The organism is Brevibacillus gelatini, from assembly GCF_003710935.1.
GTDB lineage: Bacteria > Bacillota > Bacilli > Brevibacillales > Brevibacillaceae > Brevibacillus > Brevibacillus gelatini.
Genome location: NZ_RHHS01000017.1, coordinates 331744 through 355532 on the forward strand (window position 1 = coordinate 331744; position 23789 = coordinate 355532).

Annotated in this window: 20 protein-coding genes; all 20 read left to right on the forward strand. The window is 54.5% G+C overall.

The window, feature by feature from the left end; genetic code table 11:
- The first annotated feature begins 15 nt into the window (after nt 1-15).
- The 20 genes from bshA (at nt 16) to EDM57_RS08260 (ending at nt 23687) form a co-directional block, all read left to right on the forward strand.
- Nucleotides 16-1131, forward strand: coding sequence for an N-acetyl-alpha-D-glucosaminyl L-malate synthase BshA (gene bshA / locus EDM57_RS08160; protein WP_122904259.1), 1116 nt, complete (start codon nt 16-18; stop codon nt 1129-1131).
- A 150-nt stretch (nt 1132-1281) separates the two neighbouring features.
- Nucleotides 1282-2511, forward strand: coding sequence for a CCA tRNA nucleotidyltransferase (locus EDM57_RS08165; protein ID WP_122904260.1), 1230 nt, complete (start codon nt 1282-1284; stop codon nt 2509-2511).
- Complete coding sequence (locus EDM57_RS08170) at nt 2501-3484, forward strand: biotin--[acetyl-CoA-carboxylase] ligase (protein ID WP_122904261.1); 984 nt, start codon at nt 2501-2503, stop codon at nt 3482-3484. Before EDM57_RS08165 ends, EDM57_RS08170 begins: the two co-directional genes overlap by 11 nt.
- Nucleotides 3485-3749: 265 nt before the next feature.
- A complete protein-coding gene (gene panB, locus EDM57_RS08175) occupies nt 3750-4604 on the forward strand; it encodes a 3-methyl-2-oxobutanoate hydroxymethyltransferase (protein ID WP_122904262.1) in 855 nt (284 codons plus the stop codon).
- Complete coding sequence (panC, locus tag EDM57_RS08180) at nt 4601-5464, forward strand: pantoate--beta-alanine ligase (protein ID WP_122904263.1); 864 nt, start codon at nt 4601-4603, stop codon at nt 5462-5464. Before panB ends, panC begins: the two co-directional genes overlap by 4 nt.
- Before the next feature lie 55 nt (nt 5465-5519).
- Nucleotides 5520-5903, forward strand: coding sequence for an aspartate 1-decarboxylase (gene panD / locus EDM57_RS08185; protein ID WP_122904264.1), 384 nt, complete (start codon nt 5520-5522; stop codon nt 5901-5903).
- A gap of 82 nt (nt 5904-5985) precedes the next feature.
- Nucleotides 5986-7470, forward strand: coding sequence for a tetratricopeptide repeat protein (locus EDM57_RS08190; RefSeq protein WP_122904265.1), 1485 nt, complete (start codon nt 5986-5988; stop codon nt 7468-7470).
- A gap of 91 nt (nt 7471-7561) precedes the next feature.
- Nucleotides 7562-10462: an ATP-dependent DNA helicase DinG gene (gene dinG / locus EDM57_RS08195; protein WP_122904266.1), complete on the forward strand. Its 2901-nt coding sequence runs from the start codon at nt 7562-7564 to the stop codon at nt 10460-10462.
- A 41-nt stretch (nt 10463-10503) separates the two neighbouring features.
- The gene (locus tag EDM57_RS08200) at nt 10504-11415 is read left to right on the forward strand and encodes a ComEC/Rec2 family competence protein (protein ID WP_122904267.1); all 912 of its coding nucleotides are present in this window, start codon (nt 10504-10506) and stop codon (nt 11413-11415) included.
- Nucleotides 11408-12031, forward strand: coding sequence for a redox-sensing transcriptional repressor Rex (locus tag EDM57_RS08205; protein ID WP_122904268.1), 624 nt, complete (start codon nt 11408-11410; stop codon nt 12029-12031). Before EDM57_RS08200 ends, EDM57_RS08205 begins: the two co-directional genes overlap by 8 nt.
- A gap of 15 nt (nt 12032-12046) precedes the next feature.
- Nucleotides 12047-13351, forward strand: coding sequence for an amidohydrolase (locus EDM57_RS08210; protein WP_122904269.1), 1305 nt, complete (start codon nt 12047-12049; stop codon nt 13349-13351).
- Nucleotides 13352-13728: 377 nt separating this feature from the next.
- Complete coding sequence (locus EDM57_RS08215; RefSeq protein WP_122904270.1) at nt 13729-14400, forward strand: hypothetical protein; 672 nt, start codon at nt 13729-13731, stop codon at nt 14398-14400.
- Nucleotides 14401-14431: 31 nt separating this feature from the next.
- Complete coding sequence (locus EDM57_RS08220; RefSeq protein WP_122904271.1) at nt 14432-14911, forward strand: cell wall elongation regulator TseB-like domain-containing protein; 480 nt, start codon at nt 14432-14434, stop codon at nt 14909-14911.
- Between the two features lie 159 nt (nt 14912-15070).
- Nucleotides 15071-15598, forward strand: coding sequence for a hypothetical protein (locus EDM57_RS08225; RefSeq protein WP_122904272.1), 528 nt, complete (start codon nt 15071-15073; stop codon nt 15596-15598).
- Entirely contained in the window at nt 15591-17105 is a 1515-nt protein-coding gene (locus EDM57_RS08230) for an AAA family ATPase (RefSeq protein WP_122904273.1), read from the forward strand. Before EDM57_RS08225 ends, EDM57_RS08230 begins: the two co-directional genes overlap by 8 nt.
- A 178-nt stretch (nt 17106-17283) precedes the next feature.
- Nucleotides 17284-19713, forward strand: coding sequence for a WIAG-tail domain (locus tag EDM57_RS08240; protein WP_246005768.1), 2430 nt, complete (start codon nt 17284-17286; stop codon nt 19711-19713).
- Between the two features lie 191 nt (nt 19714-19904).
- Nucleotides 19905-21194: an asparagine--tRNA ligase gene (gene asnS / locus EDM57_RS08245; RefSeq protein ID WP_122904274.1), complete on the forward strand. Its 1290-nt coding sequence runs from the start codon at nt 19905-19907 to the stop codon at nt 21192-21194.
- A 115-nt stretch (nt 21195-21309) separates the two neighbouring features.
- Nucleotides 21310-21993, forward strand: a complete 684-nt coding sequence (locus EDM57_RS08250; RefSeq protein ID WP_122904275.1) for a DnaD domain-containing protein — start codon at nt 21310-21312, stop codon at nt 21991-21993.
- Nucleotides 21994-22102: 109 nt separating this feature from the next.
- A complete protein-coding gene (locus EDM57_RS08255; protein ID WP_122904276.1) occupies nt 22103-22525 on the forward strand; it encodes a hypothetical protein in 423 nt (140 codons plus the stop codon).
- Nucleotides 22506-23687, forward strand: a complete 1182-nt coding sequence (locus tag EDM57_RS08260) for a glycosyltransferase family 4 protein (RefSeq protein WP_122904277.1) — start codon at nt 22506-22508, stop codon at nt 23685-23687. Before EDM57_RS08255 ends, EDM57_RS08260 begins: the two co-directional genes overlap by 20 nt.
- Nucleotides 23688-23789 lie beyond the last annotated feature (102 nt).

A 23789-nucleotide genomic window follows, 5' to 3' on the forward strand; every position in this document is an offset into this window, starting at 1 on the left:
AGTGACTCCTGGAAAATGAAGATCGGGATTACGTGTTATCCATCGCTGGGAGGGTCCGGGGTTGTCGCGACGGAATTGGGCAAGCTGCTGGCGGAGCGGGGGCATCAGGTGCATTTTATTACAGGCGGGATGCCTTTTCGCCTTGGGGCCTTCCACCCGAACATTTTTTATCATGAAGTAGAAGTGAATCACTACGACGTATTCAAGTATCCGCCCTACGACTTGACGCTGGCAAACCGGATGGCGCAAGTGGCCAAAACGGAAAATCTGGACTTATTGCACGTGCATTATGCTGTGCCGCATGCGCTTTGCGCGTTTTTGGCCAAGCAGATGGTCGGGGATCATTTGAAGATCGTCACCACCCTGCACGGGACGGACATTACCGTTTTGGGCTACGACTCCAGCTTGAGTGACATGATCCGCTTTGGGATCGAGCGCAGCGATCTGGTGACGGCTGTTTCCAAAGATTTAATCAAGCAGACAAAAGAACTGCTGCACGTCGAGAAAGAGATCGTGCCCGTGTACAATTTCGTCGACAAACGCCGCTACTATCCAAAGGAAGTAGAGAAGCTGAAAAAGGTATTCGCGCCAAACGGAGAAAAAATCCTCATGCACATCTCCAATTTCCGTCCGGTCAAGCGCGTCCCTGATGTCATTGACATTTTCGCGCGGGTCAAGCAAGCAATGCCCGCCCGTTTGATCCTGATTGGCGAAGGACCGGAAATGGGCGCGGTCCGCAAGCAGATTGCCGAGCAAAATCTGACAGAGGATGTCTGTTTCCTTGGGAAGCAGGAAGACGTTGCAGAAGTTTTGTCCATGGCCGACCTGATGCTGTTGCCGTCGGAAAAGGAGAGCTTCGGACTTGTCGCGCTGGAAGCGATGGCTTGCGGCGTGCCTGTAGTGGCGACTGTTGCCGGCGGGATTCCCGAAGTCGTGCTCGACGGCGTCAATGGCTTTTTGCGCCCGATTGGCGATGTCGAGGGCATGGCAGAGGCAGCGATTCGCCTGTTGCAGGACGAAGCGTTGTATCGCGATTTTTCCGCAAACAGCATCGAGCGTTCCTGCAAAACGTTTTGTCACGAGACGATCGCTTCCCAGTACGAGGCGCTGTATCAAAAATTGCTTGGGTAAGCTTTTGTACATAGAGGGTCACTGGCGGGACAGACTGCTTTTCGCCAGTTGATGCAGTTTGGCTACAAAAATAAAGAGCCCATACAAAAATCTCATGGAGATCGCCTCCTTATGTAATCAGGTAGACCATGCGAGAAAGGGGGAAGCGGCATGACGCTCCATTTGGCCAGCCGGATTCTGGAAACGCTCGAGCAGCACGGCTACGAAGCGTATTATGTCGGCGGATGCGTCCGCGATTGGCTGCTGTCTCGGCCTGTGCACGATATAGATATATGTACGAATGCCCATCCTGGCGACGTCATCCGCCTGTTTCCCGACCACGTCCCGACCGGACTCAAGCATGGAACGGTGTCCGTGAGAATCGACGGGCAGTTTTTTGAGGTGACGACGTACCGGACGGAAGGGAAATACGAGGACTACCGTCGTCCTGCTGAAGTCCAGTTCGTTTCCGAGTTGAAACTGGACCTTGCGCGCAGAGATTTTACGATGAATGCGATGGCGATGAACCGGGAAAAAGAGCTGCAGGACCCGTTTGGCGGTCGGGATGATCTTGCGAAAAAGCTGGTCCGGGCTGTGGGCGAGCCGCTGGAGCGTTTTCGCGAGGATGCGCTGCGGCTGCTGCGGTGCGTGCGGTTTGCCGCCCAGCTTGGCTTTTCCATCGAGCCGCATACGCTTGCGGCGATGCAAAAGACGGCGCCGCTTCTGGCGCACATCGCGGTGGAGCGCGTCAGGGAAGAGCTGAACAAAATGCTCGCCAGCGAGTCGCCACACATCGGCTGCGCGATCATCAACGAGACAGGGCTGTGCGGGTACTCCCCTGTCTTGCAGCGACTGTTTCGGGACGCGGCTGCGGAGAGTTGGCGGGTCGTCCATGTACAGGGCTTGCCGCAAAAATGGTCGCTTCTGCTGTATGCAGCGCGTTTTCCCGCGGAAGAGTCGAAAGCGGTTTGCCAGCTGTTGAAAATGTCCAAGCGGGAGACAGAGGCGATTGTCGGGTTTGTGGAGCTTCTGCACCGCCTGCAGCCAAGGTGGGACGCTCCCGAGCCAGTCGAGTGGGGACAACTACTGCTTGATGCAGGCTGGGACACATGCGAAAAGCTTGCCGGTATTTTACGGGTGTGCTGGTGGAATCAGCAAGCGCAGACACATAGCATGATGCAGACCCTGGTCGAAACGTATCAGGCGATGCCTGTGAGAACGATCAAGGAGCTGGCTGTAACAGGGCTGGATTTGCAAGTCGCGCTGCAAAAAAAAGCGGGCGAGTGGATCGTCCATGTGCTGCGGGCGCTGCTGGTGCAGACAGCCCTCCACGGCTTGCCGAACACGCCGGAGGCTCTCATCGAAGCTGCAAAGAAAGAGGTAGCGCAGTATGAACATTAAACAGGTGATTCTACAAGCATTTCGTGACCAGCCAGGCCGCTTTATCTCTGGCGAAGAATTGAGTCAGGCGTGTGGCTGCTCGCGAACAGCTGTCTGGAAGCATATCGAGGAGCTGCGGCGGGACGGCTACGAGGTCGAGGCAGTACGCAAGTCGGGCTATCGCCTGCTTGCGGCACCAGATCGGCTGTCTGCCGCAGAGATTATGGCGGGGCTTAGTACGACGCGGATCGGACAACATGTCATCGCGTACGACGAGGTCGTCTCCACGCAGCCGCTCGCGCATGAGGCAGCGGCAAAAGGGGCGGCGGAAGGCACGCTTGTTTTGGCGGAACAGCAAACAGGAGGGAAGGGGCGTCTGGGTCGTCCCTGGCACTCGCCCAAAGGGACAGGCATCTGGATGAGTTTGATTGTCCGGCCTGCAATTCCGTTGCCGAAGACGCCGCAGATGACGCTGCTGACAGCCGTGAGCGTGGCGGGGACAATTCGGGAAGAGACCGGATTGCCCGTCAAAATCAAATGGCCGAACGATATTTTCATTGGGGACAAAAAAGTGTGCGGTATTTTGACCGAGCTGAATGCGGAAGCAGACCGGGTCAACTATTTGGTCATCGGCATCGGACTGAACGCCAACAGTGTGCAGGCCGACTTCCCGGAGGAACTGCTGGCAATCGCTACGTCGTTGCGAATCGAGTCGGGCAGCCCGGTCAAGCGCGTCGCGTTCATCCAGCGCTTTTGCCAAAACTTCGAGGAAGAGTACAACCACTACTTGCGGGAGGGCTTCCAGCGGGTGAAAAAGGAATGGGAAGCCCACTCCTACACGATTGGCCGCTGGGTAACGGTGCAGACGATCTCGCAAAAGCTGGAGGGGCAGGCAATCGGTCTCGATGAAGAAGGCGTGCTGATGGTCAAGGATCGCCTGGGACAGATTCATAAAGTGTATTCGGCAGACGTCAATTATCGTGCAAATGAATAGATGATTTGCTATACTCAACATGGAGGCTGTATCCGACAGGAACGGTACTCTTGGAGTATTTTTGGCAAGTTTGGTGTATCAATAAAGCAATAGTGCAAGGACAAAAATCTGCTCAGAGCCTTTGTGGACCGAGACAGAAGGAATCCGTTTATGACAAGACAAGTATGTCTCTATGGCATGGACAACCTTCTCCCGATTTCGAGCGAGAAGGTTTTTTGTTCCTCTCCATCCACGAAGCCTTGGCGCGAAAGAGGAGAAGAAGCAAATGACAAAACAGGTCACGACTTCCGACATCCGCAAGAAGAAAGAAGCGGGCATTCCTATTTCCATGGTGACAGCCTATGACTTTCCATCTGCGAAGCTGGTGGAAGAAGCAGGCGCGGACATGATTTTGGTTGGCGACTCGCTGGGCATGGTTGTACTGGGCTATGACTCCACCGTGCCTGTGACGATGGACGACATGCTCCATCACACGAAGGCGGTCACGCGCGCGGCCAAGCGCGCTTTTGTCGTCGCGGACATGCCGTTTCTCAGCTACCACGGAACCATTGAGGAAGCGGTGAAAAACGCGGGCAGACTCATGCAGGAGGGACTGGCCAGAGCGGTGAAGCTGGAGGGCGGAAGCGAGCTTGCGCCACTCATTACCCGTCTGGTGCAGGCAGGCATTCCCGTCGTCGGGCATATCGGTCTCACGCCGCAGTCCGTGCATCAGCTTGGCGGCTACAAGGTGCAGGGACGCGATTTGGAGGCAGCGAAAAAATTGCTTGACGATGCCCTGGCGATTGAGCAGGCAGGGGCGTTCGCTCTCGTGCTGGAATGCGTGCCGGAAGAGGTAGCCAAAATGATCGCGGAAAAGCTGGAGATTGCTGTCATCGGCATCGGGGCCGGGGCAGGCTGCGACGGTCAGGTACTGGTGTTCCACGACCTGGTTGGCTACGCTTCCCAATTGACACCGAAGTTCGTCAAGCGCTACGCTGACATCGGCACGTCCATCCGCGAAGCGGTGGCGGCGTACATCAAAGAGGTCGAGCTTCGCCGTTTTCCGGGACCCGATCACGTTTTCCACGCGTCGGAAGAAACAATCAAGGAGCTGTACGGGGAAGGAGTGACCCAGGGATGATTCAAACGATGTTGCAACTATCCACCATCGAGGAATTGCGCATTCACATAAAAGCAGCACGGCAGCAAGGAAAGAAGATCGGCTTTGTGCCGACCATGGGCTTTTTGCATGAAGGACACTTGAGCCTGGTCAAAGCGGCACGGGAAAAGTGCGATCTTGTCGTCATGAGTATTTTCGTCAATCCGCTGCAATTTGGACCGAACGAAGATTTTGAACGGTATCCGCGCGACATCGAGCGCGACAGCAAGATGGCGGCAGAGGCGGGAGTCGATCTGCTGTTCACTCCGTCTGTCGAGGAAATGTACCCGAAACCGATTTTGACGACGGTGTCGGTCGCCAATGTGACAACGCCTTTGTGCGGAGCTTCCCGCCCCGGTCACTTTGACGGAGTATCGACAGTCGTGCTGAAACTGTTTTCCATCGTTCAGCCTGACTGTGCCTTTTTCGGGCAAAAAGACGCCCAGCAAGTGGCTGTCGTCACGCAGATGGTCCAAGACTTGTCGATTCCGGTTGAAGTCATCCCGTGTCCGATCGTGCGGGAAGCGGACGGACTGGCGATGAGCTCGCGCAACGTCTATTTGTCGGCAGAGGAACGCGCGCAGGCGCTGGTTCTCTCGCAAAGCTTGCAACAGGCGTCGGCATGGCTCAAGGAGGGGCGGCCGCTTGACGAGATCAAACAGCGTATCAAGCAGATGATTGCGGACAAGCCGCTCGCAGAGATCGACTACGTGGAAATTTTGCGCTATCCCGAACTGCAGCCGGTAGAAAACGAGGTATCTGGGCAGACCATTATCGTCGCGCTCGCTGTTCGCTTTGGCAAAACACGCCTGATTGACAATCTGATTGCCGAAATCCGCTAACCGAGACGACATTTTCAATAAAACCATTTCGGAGAATGACAAGGGAGGAATACCCGTGTTTCGCACTATGATGAAGGCAAAAATCCATCGTGCCACGGTAACGGAAGCGAATCTGAACTACGTGGGCAGCATTACCATCGACAAAAACATCTTGGATGCACTGGATATTTTGCCGAACGAAAAAGTGCAGATCGTCAACAACAACAACGGCGCCCGTCTGGAAACGTACGTCATTGAAGGGGAGCCAGGCAGCGGTGTAATTTGTCTGAACGGCGCAGCCGCCCGGCTCGTGCAGAAAGGCGACATCGTCATCATTATCGCTTACGCCATGATGACAGATGAACAGGCGCGCACGCACAAGCCACGTGTCGCCATTATGGACGAGCACAACCGGATCAAGGAAATGCTTGGCGAGGAAATACACGCGACCATCCTGTAGGCGAGGCGCTTTTTTCGCATAGAGCCACCTGCCTTGTGAGACAATGAAACTACTCTTGCCTCACAGGGGGGTGGCTTTTCCCGTGAAAATCGAAGACTGGTTTCAGAAGCTGCGTACGAAAGCGCAGAGCATAGAAGAGCGGTGGAAGGAAGCGTCGGAGCAGGAGCGGCTTCAACTAGCGGACCAACTGTTTTACTTGCGTCAGGTGAGCGACACGGTTGTAGATTTGTGGTTGCAGTTTGAAGAAAAGCTGTCCAATGCCATCCGCCATATCAAGCAAATGGAAGGACAACTGCCCCAAGCCATGCAACAGGAGAAGGCAGAATCGACCTTGCCAACAGAAGAGGAAGCGCTTGTCCAGCATAAAGAGGCTGACAATGAGACTGTAAACGAAGCGGAAAGTGAGCCGAAGCAAGGCAAGCTGCCGCAAGAGCTGCATGCGTATGAGCCGCTCTTTCGCCGTGGAGAAGGGTTTTACCATCTGCGCATGTTTCAGGACGCCAAAAAATGCTTTGCCCAGCTTGTGCAGGAGTCGCCGGACTGGGAAAGCGGCAGGCTGTATTACGCCTACAGCCTGCTGTTTTGCGGCGAGCTGGAAACGGCTTTTCGCGAGTTTCGCCTGCTCGCCAAGTCGGCAAGCTCGCCAAATGTCGTCGCCATCAGCTACAACGCCATCGGCTGCATCCTCGCCGAGGAAAAGCAATGGCTGGAGGCGGCGCAAGCGTTCAAAACCTCGCTTGAGGCAAAGCCTGAGCAGCAAGAAGCGAGGTACAATCTCGCACTTTGCTACTTGATGGATGGCGATGCCAAGGAAGCGCTGGATGAGATCGAAGGCTATTTGCAAAAGCATGAACATGATTGGGAAGCACAGTTGCTCTGGCTGCGCGCCGCCCAGCTGTTGATTCAGATGGACGAGAAGGCAGAGCCTGCCCAGCCTTCCAGCCTGACGTTGCCGAATCGCAAGCTGGACAGCGAGACGCTGCAGGAAATGGCTCATTTGTACGAAGCGGGGGGCAATTATCACCGCGCGCAAATCTGCTATCATTTTTTGACCGAGCGCCTGCCCAATGAAGGCTGGGCGTGGCACGGACTGGCGTGGAACACGTGGCTGATCGCTGGCAGCAAACGGGCGTTGACGTTGATGAAAAAAGCAATCAGCCTGGCTCCCGGAGAGGACGACTTCGTTTTCAGCTACGGCTGGATGCAGCTGTTCGACGGGAACATTCCGGGTGCAATCGCAGCGTTTCGCCACATGTTGGAAAAAGACAGTGCCAATCGCCTTGGTCAGTCCGGGATGATCTCCGTCTTTGAAAAAGTAGGAGAGACGCGAGAAGCAAAACGGTTGGCCAAGCAGTTTCTGGACGATCCCGATCCGTACATCCGTTCCCTGGGTTATTTTCATTTAGGCAGACTGGCAATGATCGAGGAAAACTGGCGGCTGGCAGAGCAGTATTTCCAGCGCACGCTCCCTCATGTCGATCAGTTCCGCGAAATTCCCATCTACCTGCAATTGTGTGCAAGCAAGCTCGGTGGGCAAGCGGTGCAGGGCGAGCCTGTGCAGCGGTAATTGCGTCCTGCAAGCAGGAATATTTCCATCGTTGCCGAATGTGAATGAGTGCGGATGAGACTTATCCGCCCAGGTTACGAGGTGACAACGGTTGAATCGATTACTTGTAGTAGATTTTGAGACGACGGGGAGCCATCCGCGGCAGGGAGACAGCATCATTCAGATCGGCGCTGTGGCCATTGACGACGGCCGGATCACAGAACGCTTCTCGACCCTGATTCATCCCGGACAGGACATCCCCCCTTTTATTACCCAGCTAACGGGAATTACCAATGAGATGGTGGCCGATGCCCCGACATTGGAAGAGGTATTTCCTCGATTCTTGCGACTATTGGATGGACGGGTGTTTGTCGCCCATAATGCAAGTTTTGATCTCCAATTTTTACAAGAAGCCCTGCTGAGTCAGGGCTATTATGCATTTGACGGCTATGTGCTCGACACGGTGGAGCTGTCCCGTCTGCTTTTGCCGATGCAAAACAGCTACAGGCTCGGCGAGCTGGCGTCAGAGCTTGACATCGTGCACGACAATCCGCATCAGGCGGACAGTGATGCGCTGGCCACGGCCCGGCTGTTTTTGCATTTGCTCGATATTTTGCAGCAATTGCCGCTTGTGACCATTCAGCGGCTGCAAATGCTCGTTTCGTCGTTTCGCTCGGACATCAGCGTCCTTTTGCGGCAGATTGAGATGGAAAAGCTGACGGAGCTGCCCGAGCTCGGGGACGAGCCGGCGGGAGAAAAATCGCAGTTGTGGGACATCTACCGTCAGATCGCATTGAAAAAGCGCAAGGAAAAGCTGAAAGCGAGCTTCCAGCGCCCCATGGGTGATTGGGGCAAGGCCAAAGCATTTGCGGAGCAGTTGGAGAAGCTCATGGACGAGCAGGGACAGCTGCAGGCGAACTTGAGCGGCTTTCAGCGGCGGGAAGCGCAGGAAGCGATGATGCACGCGGTTTTTGACGCGATGCAGGATGGCAAGCACCTGCTGGCAGAGGCAGGAACAGGCACAGGCAAGTCGTTGGCCTACTTGCTGCCCGGCATCATTTGGGCGCAGCAAAACCGGGAGCAGTTGGTGGTCAGCACGAACACGATCCAGTTGCAAGAGCAGCTGCTTCACAAAGAAATTGCCACCTTGCAGAAATCGCTGCCGTTTTCCTTTACCGCTGCTACATTGAAGGGCAGGGGCAACTACTTGTGCCTGCGCAAGTTCGAGCAGGCGCTGGATGAGCCGGTGGAAGGCAGCAGCCAGGAAATGCGGCTGGCAAAAGGGCAACTGCTTACCTGGCTCACCCAGACGGAGACAGGCGATGTGGAGGAATTGAGCATGCCGCCGAGCGGACAGCTTTTGTGGCAGCAGGTCAAAAGCGATACCGGCTCGTGCCTGAACCGCGCCTGCCCGTGGTTTAGCCGCTGCTACTACTTCCAGGCAAAAGAACGGGCAAAGGAAGCGGATGTTCTCATCGTCAACCACGCCCTGCTCATCAGCGATCTGCAAGCGGAGAACCGGATTTTGCCGCCCTACGAGGTCGCGATCATCGACGAGGCGCATCATCTGGAGGATGCGGCTACCCAGCATTTGGGCAAACAGTTGACGACAACGCAGCTGTTGTTTTTGCTCGACCGGGCTTCCCCGGAAAACGGGAATGCGATCGCACGCTTCACAGCAGAGCTTGCAAGCTGGCAGCCTGCGGTCTCACAGGAGCTGTCTGTGCACCTCAGCCAATGCAAAAAGCTGTCTGTTTCCTTGCGGGACAAAGCGCAGCAATTGAACCAGCTTTTGTTCGCATGGGCTTCGCAGCGGGCAGAAGAGACGACGGACGCTGGCCGCGAGACGGTGCGCTACCGCGCAGCCTCCTTCACGGGGAAGAACGAAAAAATCCGCAAAGTGACGAAAAAGCTGCTGGAAGGCATGACGGACTTCGCTCAGCACCTGGAGCAAATGCTAAAAAGCGTTCCCCAGGAAGAGAAGCCGCCGTTTTCCATCCGCAGCTTTCAAACCGATTTATACGGTCTGCTCAAGGAATGGCAGCAGGTGATGGAGCTTTTGCATTTCTTTTTGCTCGACCAAGACGACGAATACGTCTACTGGATGGAGGTCGAGTCCCGCATGGCGCGCAAGCAGGTGCATCTGTCTGCAGCATTGCTGAACGTGGCAGACTCGCTTGCGGAGCCGCTTTTTTCGCAAAAGCGCAGCCTGATTATGACGTCCGCCACCTTGACGGTCAAAGGCAGTTTTTCCTACGTGATGAGCCGCTTTGGCCTGGACAAGCTCCCCGCTGAACGGGTGCGCACGCTGGTGCTGCCGTCTCCGTTTCATTACGAGGAACAGGGACTTTTGCTCATCCCGTCCGATTTCCCGGCACCGGGCAAAGAAAACGACCAGGCGTATCTCGATGCGATTGTCCAGGGCTGTGTCGATGTCGTCGTCGCGTCGAAGGGCAGAACCTTGATTCTGTTCACGTCACACTCGATGCTGCGGCTGGTGTACCAGGCGATGAAGGAGCGGCTGGCCGAGGAAGCAGAGCCGTATACCCTGTTCGGGCACGGGATCGACAGCAACAACCGCAGCAAGCTGGTGCGGCTGTTCAGGACGATGGAGCGGAGCGTGCTCCTTGGGACGAGCAGTTTTTGGGAAGGCGTGGACATCCAGGGCGAGGAACTGAGCAGTCTCGTCATCGTGCGGCTGCCGTTTACGCCGCCGAATCATCCCGTCTATCAGGGACGCGCCGAAGCGCTCAAGGCAGAGGGGAAAAACGCGTTTATGTCGCTCTCGCTGCCACAGGCGGTCATTTTGTTCAAGCAAGGGGTTGGCCGCCTGATCCGGCATCATTTGGACCGCGGCGTCGTAGTCGTGTTCGATACGCGTGTCGTCGAATCGCGCTATGGCCGTTCGTTTTTGCAATCCCTCCCGCCGTTTCAGGTTGCGACCGGCTCCTGGCCGACGCTGCGTGAGCGAATTGCGCCGTTCCTTCGTATGCAATCCTTGTCAGATTCATAAAATGAAGCAATAGTCTAGCAAGGATTTAGGTGATAAAATAAATGTTATGGAAAAAAAAGTGGGTCTGGCTGCTGCTCGCCGCGTGTGTAGCTTTGTTGTGCTCGTGCTCGATTGACGCCCATCTGCAGGAAGCCGTGAAGGTAGACGACCCGTTTGCTGCTGAGCGTGCGGAAGAGTTTACGGGGCTTGTCGTTACTTTTTTGGCGCTTCCGCATGGCGAAAGCACACTGGTGCGGCTGCCGGGCGGAAAAACGATGCTGATTGACACAGGCAGCGCAGAGGATTGGGGCACGTTGTCCACGCATCTGTCTGCCGCCAAGGTGACGCGCCTCGACTATCTCGTGCTTACGAACGATCAGCCCGAGTATGCAGGAGGATACCCTTTTTTAAGCCAGCAAATCATCATCGACTCGGTCATTGTGCCCAAGCTGATTTCTCCCTCGATCCGCCAGTTCGTCCCGCTTGACCTGATCCGCAAGCAGAAAGAGATCGAGGAGAACCAGGAATTGATTCTGGATACCGACGTGACACTGGAAGCTTTGCTGCCGAGCGAACCGCTGTTTTTGTCCCCGCAGAACAATTCACTCGTCTTTTTGCTCAAGCACGGCCAATTGCGGTTTTTGTTTGCGAGCGGGATCAACGAAAAAGCCGAGGAACGCCTGCTGGAACGCCATTCCGACCGACTCAAGGCGGAAGTCCTCAAGGTCGGCGACCAGGGGAGCAATCAAGGCACTTCTCAGCCGTTTCTCACGCGGGTCGATCCGCATGTTGCCGTCATCCAGACAGGCAAGGAGCGCAGCGGGGACGGCCAGTCCGAGGTGCTGGAGCGGCTGGGCGAATCGTGGGCGGAGACGTTTGTCACAGGCAGGGACGGCTCGATTGTTATTTTGTCCAATGGGAAAGATTACAGGGTATTCAAGCAAAAAAATAGGGGGAAGACCGAAAGTGGCTAAACACGAAAAGATTTCGGAAGCGGTCGTCCGCCGTTTGCCGATTTATCTGCGTTACCTCAGCTATTTGCAGCAAAACGAGGTGACCACTGTTTCCTCCCAGCAAATGGGCAAAAATTTGGATGTGAATCCAGCCCAAATCCGAAAAGACCTGGCTACCTTCGGGGATTTCGGAAAAAAAGGGATTGGCTACGACGTCAATTACCTGGTGGAAAAAATACGGCAGATTTTGAAGCTGACAGAGGAAGTTCGCGTCGCCCTTGTAGGAGCCGGACATTTGGGGCATGCGATTAGCAACTACAACGCTTATTTGAAAGATAACATGCGGATTGCGGCCATTTTTGACAACGATCCCGGCAAGCTCGGCAAAGAAGTGGCGGGCATCCCGATTCAGCCGATGGATGAACTGGCAAAAACGATCCCAGACAAGCAGATCAAGCTGGCGATCATTACGGTTCCCGCATCGGCTGCGCAATCCGTATGTGATCTGTTGACTCAAGCGGGTATCAAGGGAATTTTGAATTTTGCTCCTACGACCATTCGCGCCAATAAAGATGTGCGCATTCACTATGCAGATGTAACATCGAATTTGCAGAGCCTGGCTTATTACTTAACGTAAGAATGGAGTGTAACGATGAAAAAGACCATCCTCATCCACGCAACAGTGATTACAGTGAACGACAAAAACGAAGTGATCCACGATGGAGCTGTCGCATTCGAGGGCGACAAGATCACGTATGTAGGACCAACTCCTGAGGATCTTACGGATGCCGGCTACGATGAAGTCATTGACCAAAAAGGCGACTTCATCCTGCCAGGACTGATTAATACGCACGGACACGCGGGCATGTCGCTTCTGCGCGGCTATGCCGACGATTTGCCGCTGCAGCAGTGGCTGGAAGAAAAAATGTGGCCGCTGGAAGCGCAATTTACCGCTGATTCCGTCAAATGGGGAACCCAGTTGTCGCTGATCGAAATGATCCGCACGGGTACCACGACATTCGTGGATATGTACGATCACATGGATGAGGTAGCCAAGGCGGTAGAAGCATCCGGCATGCGCGCCCGCCTGTGCCGCGGCATGATCGGACTGTGCTCGGAGGAAGAGCGTCAAACCAAGCTCGCCGACGCAACTGCCTTTGCCAAAGAATGGCACAACCAGGCAGACGGCCGTATTACCGTCATGATGGCACCGCATGCGCCGTACACTTGCTCGCCGGAATTCATCACGCAAATTATTGAAAAAGCGGACGAACTGTCCCTGCCACTGCACATCCATATGTCCGAAACGGCCTGGGAAGTCGGCCAAAACGAGAAAGACTACGGTCTGCGTCCGGTTGCTCACCTGGAGAAACTCGGCATGTTCAACCGCCCGACACTGGTCGCACATGCTGTACATTTGACGGATGAAGAGATTGACATCTTGGCAAAATACAAAGTGAGAGTGTCGCATAACGTCGTGAGCAACCTGAAGCTGGCGAGCGGCGTAGCTCCTGTGCCAAAAATGCTGGCAAAAGGCGTGAGCGTCTCGCTTGGCACAGACAGCTCGGCGAGCAACAACAACCTCAACCTGTTTGAAGAATTGAAGCTCGCGGCGATTTTGCACAAAGGCGTAAACAACGACCCGGTTGCCGTGCCAGCCGAAGAAGCGTTGCGCATGGCGACACGCTACGGCGCAGACGGCGTATTCCAGTCGGACACGCTCGGCAGCATCGAAGTAGGCAAACAGGCTGACCTGATCGTTCTCGACAGCCATCAAGCCCATTTCCACCCGGCGCACGAGCCGATTTCCCATGTCGTCTATGCCGCCAATGGCCGCGATGTCAAAGACACGATTGTTGCGGGCAAATTTTTGATGCGCAACCACAAGCTGCTCACAATCGACGAGGAGAGGGCTATCTACGAAGCGAACCGTATGTTCCAGAAGTTGAAACGGTAAAAGGCTCCTGTCTGGTGTGGGACAGGAGTAAGGGAGTGTAGGTGTAGGTAGGGGAATATGGGTACTACATCATGCCGTGCTCATTTTCGCCACAACTCTGTCAGGGGATGATGGCGAAAATGCAGTGTGGGTGTGTGTGACAGTTGACGCAATGGAGAAGACAATGCAGCCCAGGAGACTCGGTATTCCTGTAGCAAAAACCCTAGGATGTCAGGAGATGCGTTTTGTTGCGGTGACTTCACGCGCTCACCTCCTTGCGGGTGTATCAGTAGTATGACCGCCCGGCCCCGAGCTATGAATAGCAACTTTTCCGTGTCGTTCTAAAACCTTCCCGTATAGCATAGGCTAGAGACAAAAATGGGACAGGGGGAACGGAAATGTACATCCGGCCCAAACAGCTGTGGTGGCTTTTCCCGATTTTTCTCGGTCTGTTTTGTCTGGGGATGGCGCTCGGCTCAGCAGGCGAATGGAGTCGTTCGGCGTCTGTTACCAAGCAGGAGTCGTATCCGGTGCCGCAGCTACTGGAGCAGTTGACACAGGACGAAGAGCGTGCCTTTTTGGTTTACATGCACGATCAGGTGTTGAGCGGACGCTACGTACACGAGAAGTTCACCCTCGACGGGGAAATCGGGGGACACAAACTGGCGATCAGCCGTAACGATGAACAGCCGGTTTCCGTAAGAATAGACGGACAGGTACAGGATCATGCCGCCTTGCCCTACGCTTTGTTTACACCGTATGAACATGCGACCCTGCTGAAAAGTGTGCTGTCATCCATCTCGCCCGAGCCCGTCGCGGATCTGTCAGGGAGTGACTGGAGCGGCTATCGCCTTGCCGTGCCGCCGGAAAAGGTGACGTCGCTTCTCGCGATGTGGCTGGGGCCGTCTTTTCCCATCGCGGACATCACGCCCGAACTGGCGAGAGGGATCAGCATCGAGTATCAGCTATGGTATGAGCCGGATACAGGCACGCTTCGCCAGCTGGAGCTTTTAATGCAAATGAGGACGGCGGCTGGCGTCAAACAGGACCAGCTGCGCTTCCGTTTGTAATGTCAACCGCATAAAGGAGTTAAACGGGAACGTGATAGTGAGAATCATTGTGGGAGCGATCATCGTGCTGGTGTTGACAGGCGCGGGATTTGCCTATCATCTGACGGCTTCCGTAGCAGGAGAGCGCAAGCAATTCGAGGCGACCGTCCGCGAGTGGGTACAGGCGCGGACGACCATCGCAGAAATCGAGTCCATCGACGAATACCGCGGGACGGAGAGCTACGCTGTCGTCATCGGCAAAAACAAGGCCGGCACGCCTGTCGTCGCCTGGATGACGGCGGAAAAAGCAGTGTTTGACCGGATGGATCTTGCCGTGCCGCGCAAACATGTCGAGGAAGCAGTAAGCAAGGCGTATCCGCAATCAGCGATTACCCATATCGTCCCCGGACTTGAAGGGGACAAGAAATTTTGGGAAGTCACGGTAAAAGACGCAAATGGCCGCTACCACTACTTGCATTACGATTTGTTCAGTGGGGCCCTGCTCACCTCTTATGTTTTGTCGCCTGCATGATCGCTTCATAAAAAGAACGGATGACAGGTCTTTTCCGATTGGGAAAAGGCCTGTTTGGCATGCTACCCAACATCTGTATAAAAAATTGATATACCCATGTGATATACTGTTTTTGTTGATAAAAGAGAACAACGAGAACGCAATATGGGGGGAGTAGCCGTGCAGTTGAAATTGAGTGCGATCGGATTGTCCTTGCTAGCGACACTTGCTCTCCTGTTCGGAGGATGGTTCTTGTATCAGAAAATGGAGATCGAGGAGCCGATCCGCGCAGAAATCGGTCAGATGCAATCCGCCACCTTGGGCGATTTTGCTGTGAGCAAAGACAAAATTCAAATAGATTTGAAAGTGACCAATCCGGAGACGTTTCCGGCGGAGTACCGCAATCTCGTAGCCAAAACGGAAAAGGTTGCGGGCAGCAAACAAGTGACAATCGTGGTCACGAACCAGTCAGAAGCGATGACAGACATTTGGAAAAGCGGACAGTTCGTCTTTACGGAAGCGATGGACTTGCATCAGTACAGCCGCATCCCTGCTCTGATCGAGGAGTGGAAGCAGACGAACAAACTGGATGCAGCATCTGCCTTGATGGATGATGCAAATATCTACGTTTACTTGAAAAAAGGAGCGGAGGATTTCTACACCATTATTCCCCGTTCCGAGACAAAAGAGGTGACGGCGCGTGGGTAAAGAATGGCTGCTTGGCATCGTTCCTGCCGTCCTTGTTTTTCTGGTTTTTCTCGGAGTGAACATCACGCCGTTTGTACTGTTTGCCGCCGTTCTCGGTGCGATTTACTTCCTCGTCGTGCGTCAGCAAAACGGTCAGGGAGGCAATGTCGCGCTTGGCGGCAAACGAAAGCAGAACAAGCACGAAATTCCGAAGTCGGACGTGCAGTTTGCCGATATTGGCGGACAGGAGCGGGCCAAAAAAGAATTGAAGGAATCGCTTGATTTTCTTGTGTACAAAGACAAGATCGAGCAATACGGCATTCGCCCAATCAAAGGCGTACTGTTGACCGGACCTCCCGGAACAGGAAAAACGCTGATGGCAAAAGCCGCAGCGAACTACACCAACTCTGCCTTCGTGGCCGCTTCCGGCTCCCAGTTTGTCGAGATGTACGTTGGGGTCGGGGCGCAGCGTGTGCGAGAGCTGTTTAAAGAAGCAAGAACGATGGCGGAGAAAAACGGGCAGGACAGCGCGATTATTTTCATCGATGAGATAGATGTCATCGGGGGAAAACGGGATGGTCAGCAGCAGCGGGAGTACGACCAGACCTTGAACCAGCTTTTGACCGAGATGGACGGGGTGGCGACGAGCGACAAGCCGCGCATTTTGGTCATGGCTGCGACGAACCGCAAGGACATGCTCGATGCCGCACTGCTTCGACCGGGCCGTTTTGACCGTCACATTACCGTCGATTTGCCCGACAAGCCTGCGCGAGAGCAAATTTTGACCATCCATACGGCGAACAAGCCACTTGGCGAGGATGTTGTTCTGGAAAAAGTGGCGCAAGAGACGTTTGGCTTTTCCGGTGCGCAACTGGAAAGCGTCGCGAACGAGGCCGCCATCTACGCCATGCGCGACAAAAGCGAGAAAATCATGGCGAAGCATTTTGCCTACGCCGTAGACAAGGTCATGCTCGGCGAAAAAGTCGACCGCCAGGCTTCCGAGGAAGAGAAGAAGCGGGTTGCCCTGCATGAGCTTGGCCACGCGATCGTAAGCGAAGTGGTGCGTCCCGGCTCTGTCTCGCAGGTCACGCTCAGCCCGCGCGGCAAGGCGCTCGGCTACGTCCGGCAAAATCCGATGGAAGACCGCTACCTGTACACCAAAGAGGCGCTGGAAAAGCAGATCATGGTCAGCCTCGCCGGAGCGGTAGCCGAAGAAATCTACTACGGCGGACGCAGTACCGGCTCGAAAAACGATTTCGAGCAAGCGCTGGGAATGGCGCAGGAGATCGTGACGAGCGGCATGTCCGACCTTGGGATTGTTCATTTGCAGTACGTTGACAAAAACCGGATTCACGACGAAGTGGAGCGATTGCTCTCCCGCCTGCTGGAGGATACGCGCAGCCTGCTCAAACAGTATGACGACGTATTCCGCACAGGTCTTGGCACGCTATTGGAGGCGGAAGTTCTGCAAGGCGACGAGTTCCGGACGCTTCTGTCGCAGACGAGACAGGAAGCCGCTGTCTCGTAATCCCAGGTCTATTCGAGAAAACCTGTCAGCCAACGAATACCGTTGGTTTGACAGGTTTTTTTGCGTGTGCGGCTATCGGGACGATCGTAACAAATTTCGCCGTGCGGTGCCAAAAGCCTACTACTTTGAATATGTTACACAATGATACGGGAATGACATCAGGAGGCAAGGAGACTCTATGGCGAATGTAAACCGAAAAAAAATGAACAGAGGTCTGGGAAAAACATTTCGGCAATCGCTGCATGAAATTCCGTTAATGCAGACTTCTTCCAGGGTGGAGCGGGACTGGATAACCGATCTGGAGTTGGAGCTTTTGGAGAGCGAATCTGACAACAGTGTGACGAAGCCAGGCGCACAGACAGGCAAAACACCGATGCAACAGCCGCTGCCGAAAATGCCCAAGCAAGGCGCGTCCTCCAATCAGACAACTTTTTCCAAAGTTATCAAGGAGCGCAATGACGGCCGGGTTCAATCGTTTGTCTACACCGACGACTTGACGGATCAATCTGTCACCACAGAGAAAATCGCCAATCGAGCCGTCGATTCCTCGAAAATCAAGCCGGGAACGATTGATACCGTACTCCTGAAGGATTACGCCGTGGACAGCAACAAGCTTGCGGACAAGAGCATTACTTCAAGCAAAATCGCTCCCGGTGCTATCTTGGGAGAGCATTTGGGGCGCAATATCATCACGAGCGACCATGTGCAGGACCACTCCATATCCGGACAAAAGCTGGTCAACAACAGCATTACCTCCGAGAAGCTGGCTGACAAGACGATCGACTCGATGAAGTTCGCCGAGGCTGCCATCCAGACCAAACACATCCAGGAGCAGGCGATTACGACCGAGCTGCTTCAGGATCAATCTGTCACCTCGGATAAGATCAAGATGGGCTCCATTCAGACAAGTAACCTCGCCAACTATGTGATTAACTCCGTGAAGCTGGAGGACGGTGCGGTCACGACGGACAAAATTCGCGACGGGGCGGTGACTTCGACCAAGCTGGAGGAAGATGCGGTCGAGTCCCAGCATATTCGCGAAGGAGCCATTTTGCATCATCATCTGGCAGACAACAGTGTGGATGGCGCTAACATTGCACCAGGCTGTGTAACAGACCAGCATCTCGCCTTTCACAGCATTTACAGCCAGCATTTGCAGCCAGAGGCAGTCACCAGCGACAAAATCAGCCCGTACGCGGTCTTGACGGAGCATCTCGACCATGCGAGCGTCACCTCGGACAAAGTGGCCAAAGAATCAATCGGCAGCGTGCACGTCCAGGCTGGCAGCATCCAGACGAACCACTTGCAGGACGGTTCGATCACCGCGCGAAAAATCGCGGAGCACCAGATCACGACAGCGAAAATTGCCGACAAAGCCGTCACGCACGATAAATTGGCGAACAGAAGCGTGGGCGATCAGCAGTTGATTGAAGAGAGCGTGAACACGCGGCATCTGGCAGACGGGGCCATTCGCGCGGAAAAAATTGCGCGGCGCTCGATTGAAGAACAGCATCTGACGGATCGCCTCATCGGCAGCCAACACCTGCAGGAATATTCCATCCAGACACAGCATTTGCACGATCACGTGATTACCACCTCGAAGCTCGCGCCGGAGTCTGTCTCGACCGACAAGGTGAACGATCAGAGCATTACGGCCAGCAAGCTGGCAGATTCCGCCGTCACAGCCGCCAAAGTGGCGACAGAAGCCATCAAGACACGGCACCTGGGCAAGGGAGCCGTCACGGGCGAGAAAATCGCGGAAAAAGCAGTGTCCTCCCAGCATCTTGCCAATCAATCCGTGCAGCCCGAGCACATCCAGCCGAAAGCGATTTCGAAGGAAAAATTGCTGGAGGGCAGCGTCACCCGTGAGAAGCTGGCCGATTTCGCTGTTGACGGAAGCAAGCTGGAACTGCATGCCGTCACAGGCAAGCACGTGGAAAAAGGCAGCTTGAACGGCGGGCATCTCGCGAAGGGAACGCTGTCCGGCGAGCATCTTGCCGCCCAATCCATCGAGGGACAGCATTTGCAAAACCACGTCATAACCGAAGAAAAGCTGGCCGATCATGCGGTTACGGGAGCGAAAATAGCGCCGCGAGCGATTGCGGGGAGCCATCTTTCCGACAAGTCGATTACGCAGGAGAAGCTCGCCTTTCCAGCAGTAGAAACCCATGTCAACTTGGGGACGATGCTGCAGCAGTTTGGCTTTGTCCCATTCCGTATCGCGGCAACCAGCCAGACAGCAGATGTCACGGTGCGTCTGCCGCTGCCTTATGCCGATACGCACTACTGTCTGGTGGCGATGACCAACCAACCGGGGGTGTCCGTGTCCCTTAAGTATACGAAGCGCACCTCTGCCGTGTTGACCGTTTTCCGGCACGAGACAGGGGAGGAAGACAGCGGGGTACTGCAATGGATTGCGATTGGGGAAAAAGGCGAGCATGTGCACGACGAATTTGCTGAACTGCAAGCCGAGCAGCCCGAGCATGTCCTGGAGGACGAGTGGGAAGAGGACGACGATGTAGTCGATGAAGTACATGGAGAAGAAGCCGAAGAAGACAGTGAACTTGATGCCGAAGCAACTGGCGGCACAGACGACGGGGACGACTAGTTTGGTCAGAAGTTACAAGCAGGGGAGGTCAACGGCGAACGAACCAGACGACCTCCTCCAGTTGGTTTACATAATAATATTACGGTAATCAAGGAGAGGGAGTCTCTCATTGAATTTGCGGTTCCCCAATAGTATAATTGTTGGGTAGACTTAGTCTGTTGTGTCGCATGGTAAATGGAGGGAATTATTCGATGTTGACGACGATTGCCCAGGTAGGGCAGCATGTTGGACAAGAAGTGCGCATTGGATGTTGGCTGTACAACAAGCGCAGCAGCGGCAAGATTCAGTTTCTGCAGCTTCGCGATGGCTCCGGCTTCATCCAGGGCGTTGTAGTAAAAGCAGAAGTAGCGGAAGACGTATGGGAAAAAGCATCCCAACTGACCCAGGAAAGCTCTTTATACATAACCGGTGTCGTTCGCGCAGATGACCGTGCTCCAAGCGGCTTTGAGCTGACGGTCACTGGCGTGGAAATTATTCAGATTGCCCAGGATTACCCGATCTCCCTCAAGGAGCACGGTGTAGATTTCCTGATGGATCACCGCCACCTGTGGCTGCGTACCCCTCGTCAGCGTGCGGTCATGGCCATCCGCTCCGAGGTGATTCGCGCTGTTTACGAGTTTTTCCACGAAAATGGGTTCGTGAAAGTAGACCCGCCAATCCTGACGCCGACTTCGGCAGAAGGAACAACAAACCTGTTCCATACCAAGTATTTTGATGAAGATGCGTATCTGTCCCAGTCCGGCCAGTTGTACATGGAAGCAGCGGCAATGGCATTGGGCCGCGTATTCTCGTTTGGTCCGACCTTCCGTGCGGAAAAATCGAAAACCCGTCGTCATCTGATCGAATTTTGGATGATCGAGCCGGAGATGGCGTTCGTCGACCATGAGGAAAACTTGCGCATTCAGGAAGCATTTGTGTCCCACGTGGTACAATCCGTCCTGAAAAACTGCCAGCAGGAGCTGAAAACGCTGGAGCGCGATACAACCAAACTGCAAAACGTGACAGGCCCGTTCCCGCGCATCACGTACGATGATGCGATCAAGCTGTTGCAGGAAAAAGGCAGCGAGATCAAGTGGGGCGACGACTTCGGTGCGCCGGACGAGACATTGATCGCAGAACACTTCGACAAGCCGGTGTTCATCACGCACTATCCGACCGAGATCAAGGCGTTCTACATGAAGCCTGATCCAAACCGTCCGGAAGTAGTGCTTTGTGCAGACCTGATCGCGCCGGAAGGCTACGGTGAGATCATCGGGGGCAGCCAGCGCATCGACGATCCGGAGCTGCTCGCGAAGCGCTTTGCCGAGCATGAGCTGTCCGAGGAAGCTTACCGCTGGTACATGGACCTGCGCAAATACGGTACTGTTCCTCACTCCGGCTTCGGTCTGGGGCTGGAGCGGACGATTGCCTGGATTTGCGGACTGGATCACGTGCGCGAGACAATTCCGTTCCCGCGTATGCTGTATCGTCTCTACCCGTAAGGCTTTTCGTTTTTTCATACACCCTGTTGCGAGAGGGCAGCAGGGTGTTCCTATTGTCAGACAGCGCGTTTTACGCCCTTCCTTCGCTATTCCAACCCAGAGGTGAACATGCGTTATGGATTCCCACATTTTGCAATTGTTGCAAGAAGGTGCAACATCCGTCTCCAACCTTCTTCTGAAGATGTACAAACGAATGTCCCTGGCAGACGACGAAATGATGCTGCTCATTCATCTGCTTTCTTTTCAGCAGGAGGGGAATCGTTTTCCGACCTTGACTGAGCTGGAGGAACGCATGTCCATGTCCAGCATGAGATTGATCCAAACGCTGCAAAAGCTGTTGAAGGAAGAGTGGATCAGCATCGACGAGTTTATCGACCCGCATACAGGGCTGCGCCACGAGCAGTACAATTTGACCCCCTTGTACAAAAAGCTGTACCAGACCTGGCGCGAGCAGCAGATCGATCCACGGATGCTGACGCCGTTTCAGGAGACCGCAGCCACAGCAGATTCCGAACCAGTGGCGATTTATTCCCGGTTTGAGCAGGCTTTTGGGCGACCGCTGTCTCCGTTTGAAATGGAAAGCATCCACATGTGGACAGAGCAGGACGGGTATCAGGAAGAGCTGATTTTAACAGCATTGCGTGAAGCCGCAACTGTAGGCAAGCTCCACATTCGCTATATCGACAGAATTCTTTTGGAGTGGCAAAAGCAGCAAATTACCACGGTCGAGCAGGCACGGCTGTACAGCCTGAACTTTCACAGACAAAACCATTCCAAAGATTATCGCCAACCGCTTTGATGCAGTCGTCAAAGCGGTTTTTCCATTGTCTGTCTCCTTGGTACACGTACCCATTTTCCGCGTCTGACATAGCATATTACGTAGAAGCACGTTGCAGGAGGGAAGACATATGGAAAAACGCAAAAAATGGGATCTGTCGCATTGGGTCACGCCAGGCGTTTTTTCTGGCCATTTTGTGGTCGATGAAGCGGTGGAGCGTGTCTCGATTGTGAAGGTCGGTGAAAAAGGGCAGGAGGCTGTTGGGGAAAAAGCGACGGCAAAGACAGCTTGCGAGCAGCCCGCAGAGACGAAAGAGCCGGTGCCGGAGCCGAAGTTTGAGATCATCATGAGAGAAACCGACGTGGTGACAACCGAGCAGTTGGAGAAGCTGGAGCAGGAGGTTGCCGCCCTGAAGGAGTCGCTTGCCGCCTGGGAAAAACGTTGGAAAAAATTCGAGGAAGAGCAGGCAAAAGAAAGACAATATTTGTATCAGGTGGTTCTTTCCTTGAAAAAGGAGTGGGAGAGCGAACGCAATGAACATCGCCATAATTAGCCCGGGGCCATTTTCGGTGCCACCAGTCAAAGGCAGCTCGGTGGAGCACGACATTGACGAAGTGACGAAGATGATCGACCCCGAGCACAAAGTGACGATTTACACCCGGCGCTGCGCGGCATACCCCAAGTCGTCCGTGGAGGACAACCGGGAGTTCATTCGCTTTCCCTACGATAACCCTGCGTCTTATTTGCGCAAGATCATCAGGCACATTCGCAAGCATAAGCCGGATGTCATCCTCGTGGAAAATCGGCCGATTTATGTCTTGCAGCTCAAAAAGCATTTTCCGAAAATCCCCGTTTTCGTCAACATGCATTCTCACGTGTACGGCTCTCCGCCCATGATTGGCAAGGAAAAAATGAAGCGGGTCGTCCGGCTGTCGTCCGGCTTTATTACGAACAGCGAGTTTTTGCGCCAGCATTTTATCAAGTCGTGCAAAATCCCCCCGCACAAAATTCACGCGGTACATCTTGGCGTGGACGTGACGCCCTATCAGGTGGCGAAACTGCATTACACAATCAAAAAACTGCGCAAACAGATCGGGCTTGCGCCGGATGACCGCGTGCTGTTTTATGCAGGAAGGCTCATGCGGGGAAAAGGCGTCCATATTCTCATTAAAGCGTTTCACCAAGTCAGCAAGCAGGATCCCCGTGCGCGGCTTGTCATCGTCGGTGGAACCGGATACGGCAGCAATCGCTTGAATCCGTACGTGCGCGAGCTGAAACGGCTGGCGAAGCCGCTCGGTGACAAAGTGCGCTTCGTCAAATTCGTCCCGAGTGCGCAGATGCCGCTGTATTACCAGATTGGCGACATCGTGGCGACCCCTTCCATCTGGAAGGAAGCGTTTTGCCGCGTCAACCTGGAGGCGATGGCCGCAAGCAAGCCTGTCATTTCCACGACGCGAGGCGGGATCAAGGAGGTTGTCACTCATCAGAGCAGCGGGTTTTTGCTTCCGCCCAAAGAGTGGGAAAAAGAATTGCCCGCCATTTGGAAGCTGCTCTGGAGCAATCCGCAGATCCGTGCAGAGATGGGCAGACAGGCATTGCTGCGGGCAAAGCAATTTTCCTGGTACGCGACCGCCCAAGGCTATTTGAATATTTTTGAAAATGCCATCGGCAAACGCCCAACAGAAAAGCAGCAGCCGCTTTTGAAAACAGGCTGACCCGCTTGAACGGCCGTTAGGTTATTGCCTTTTCTTCGTGCTGAGTGGACGCGAGCCCTGTCCAGATCCCACACCATGCATACCTTGTAAGTATCGCAGAGC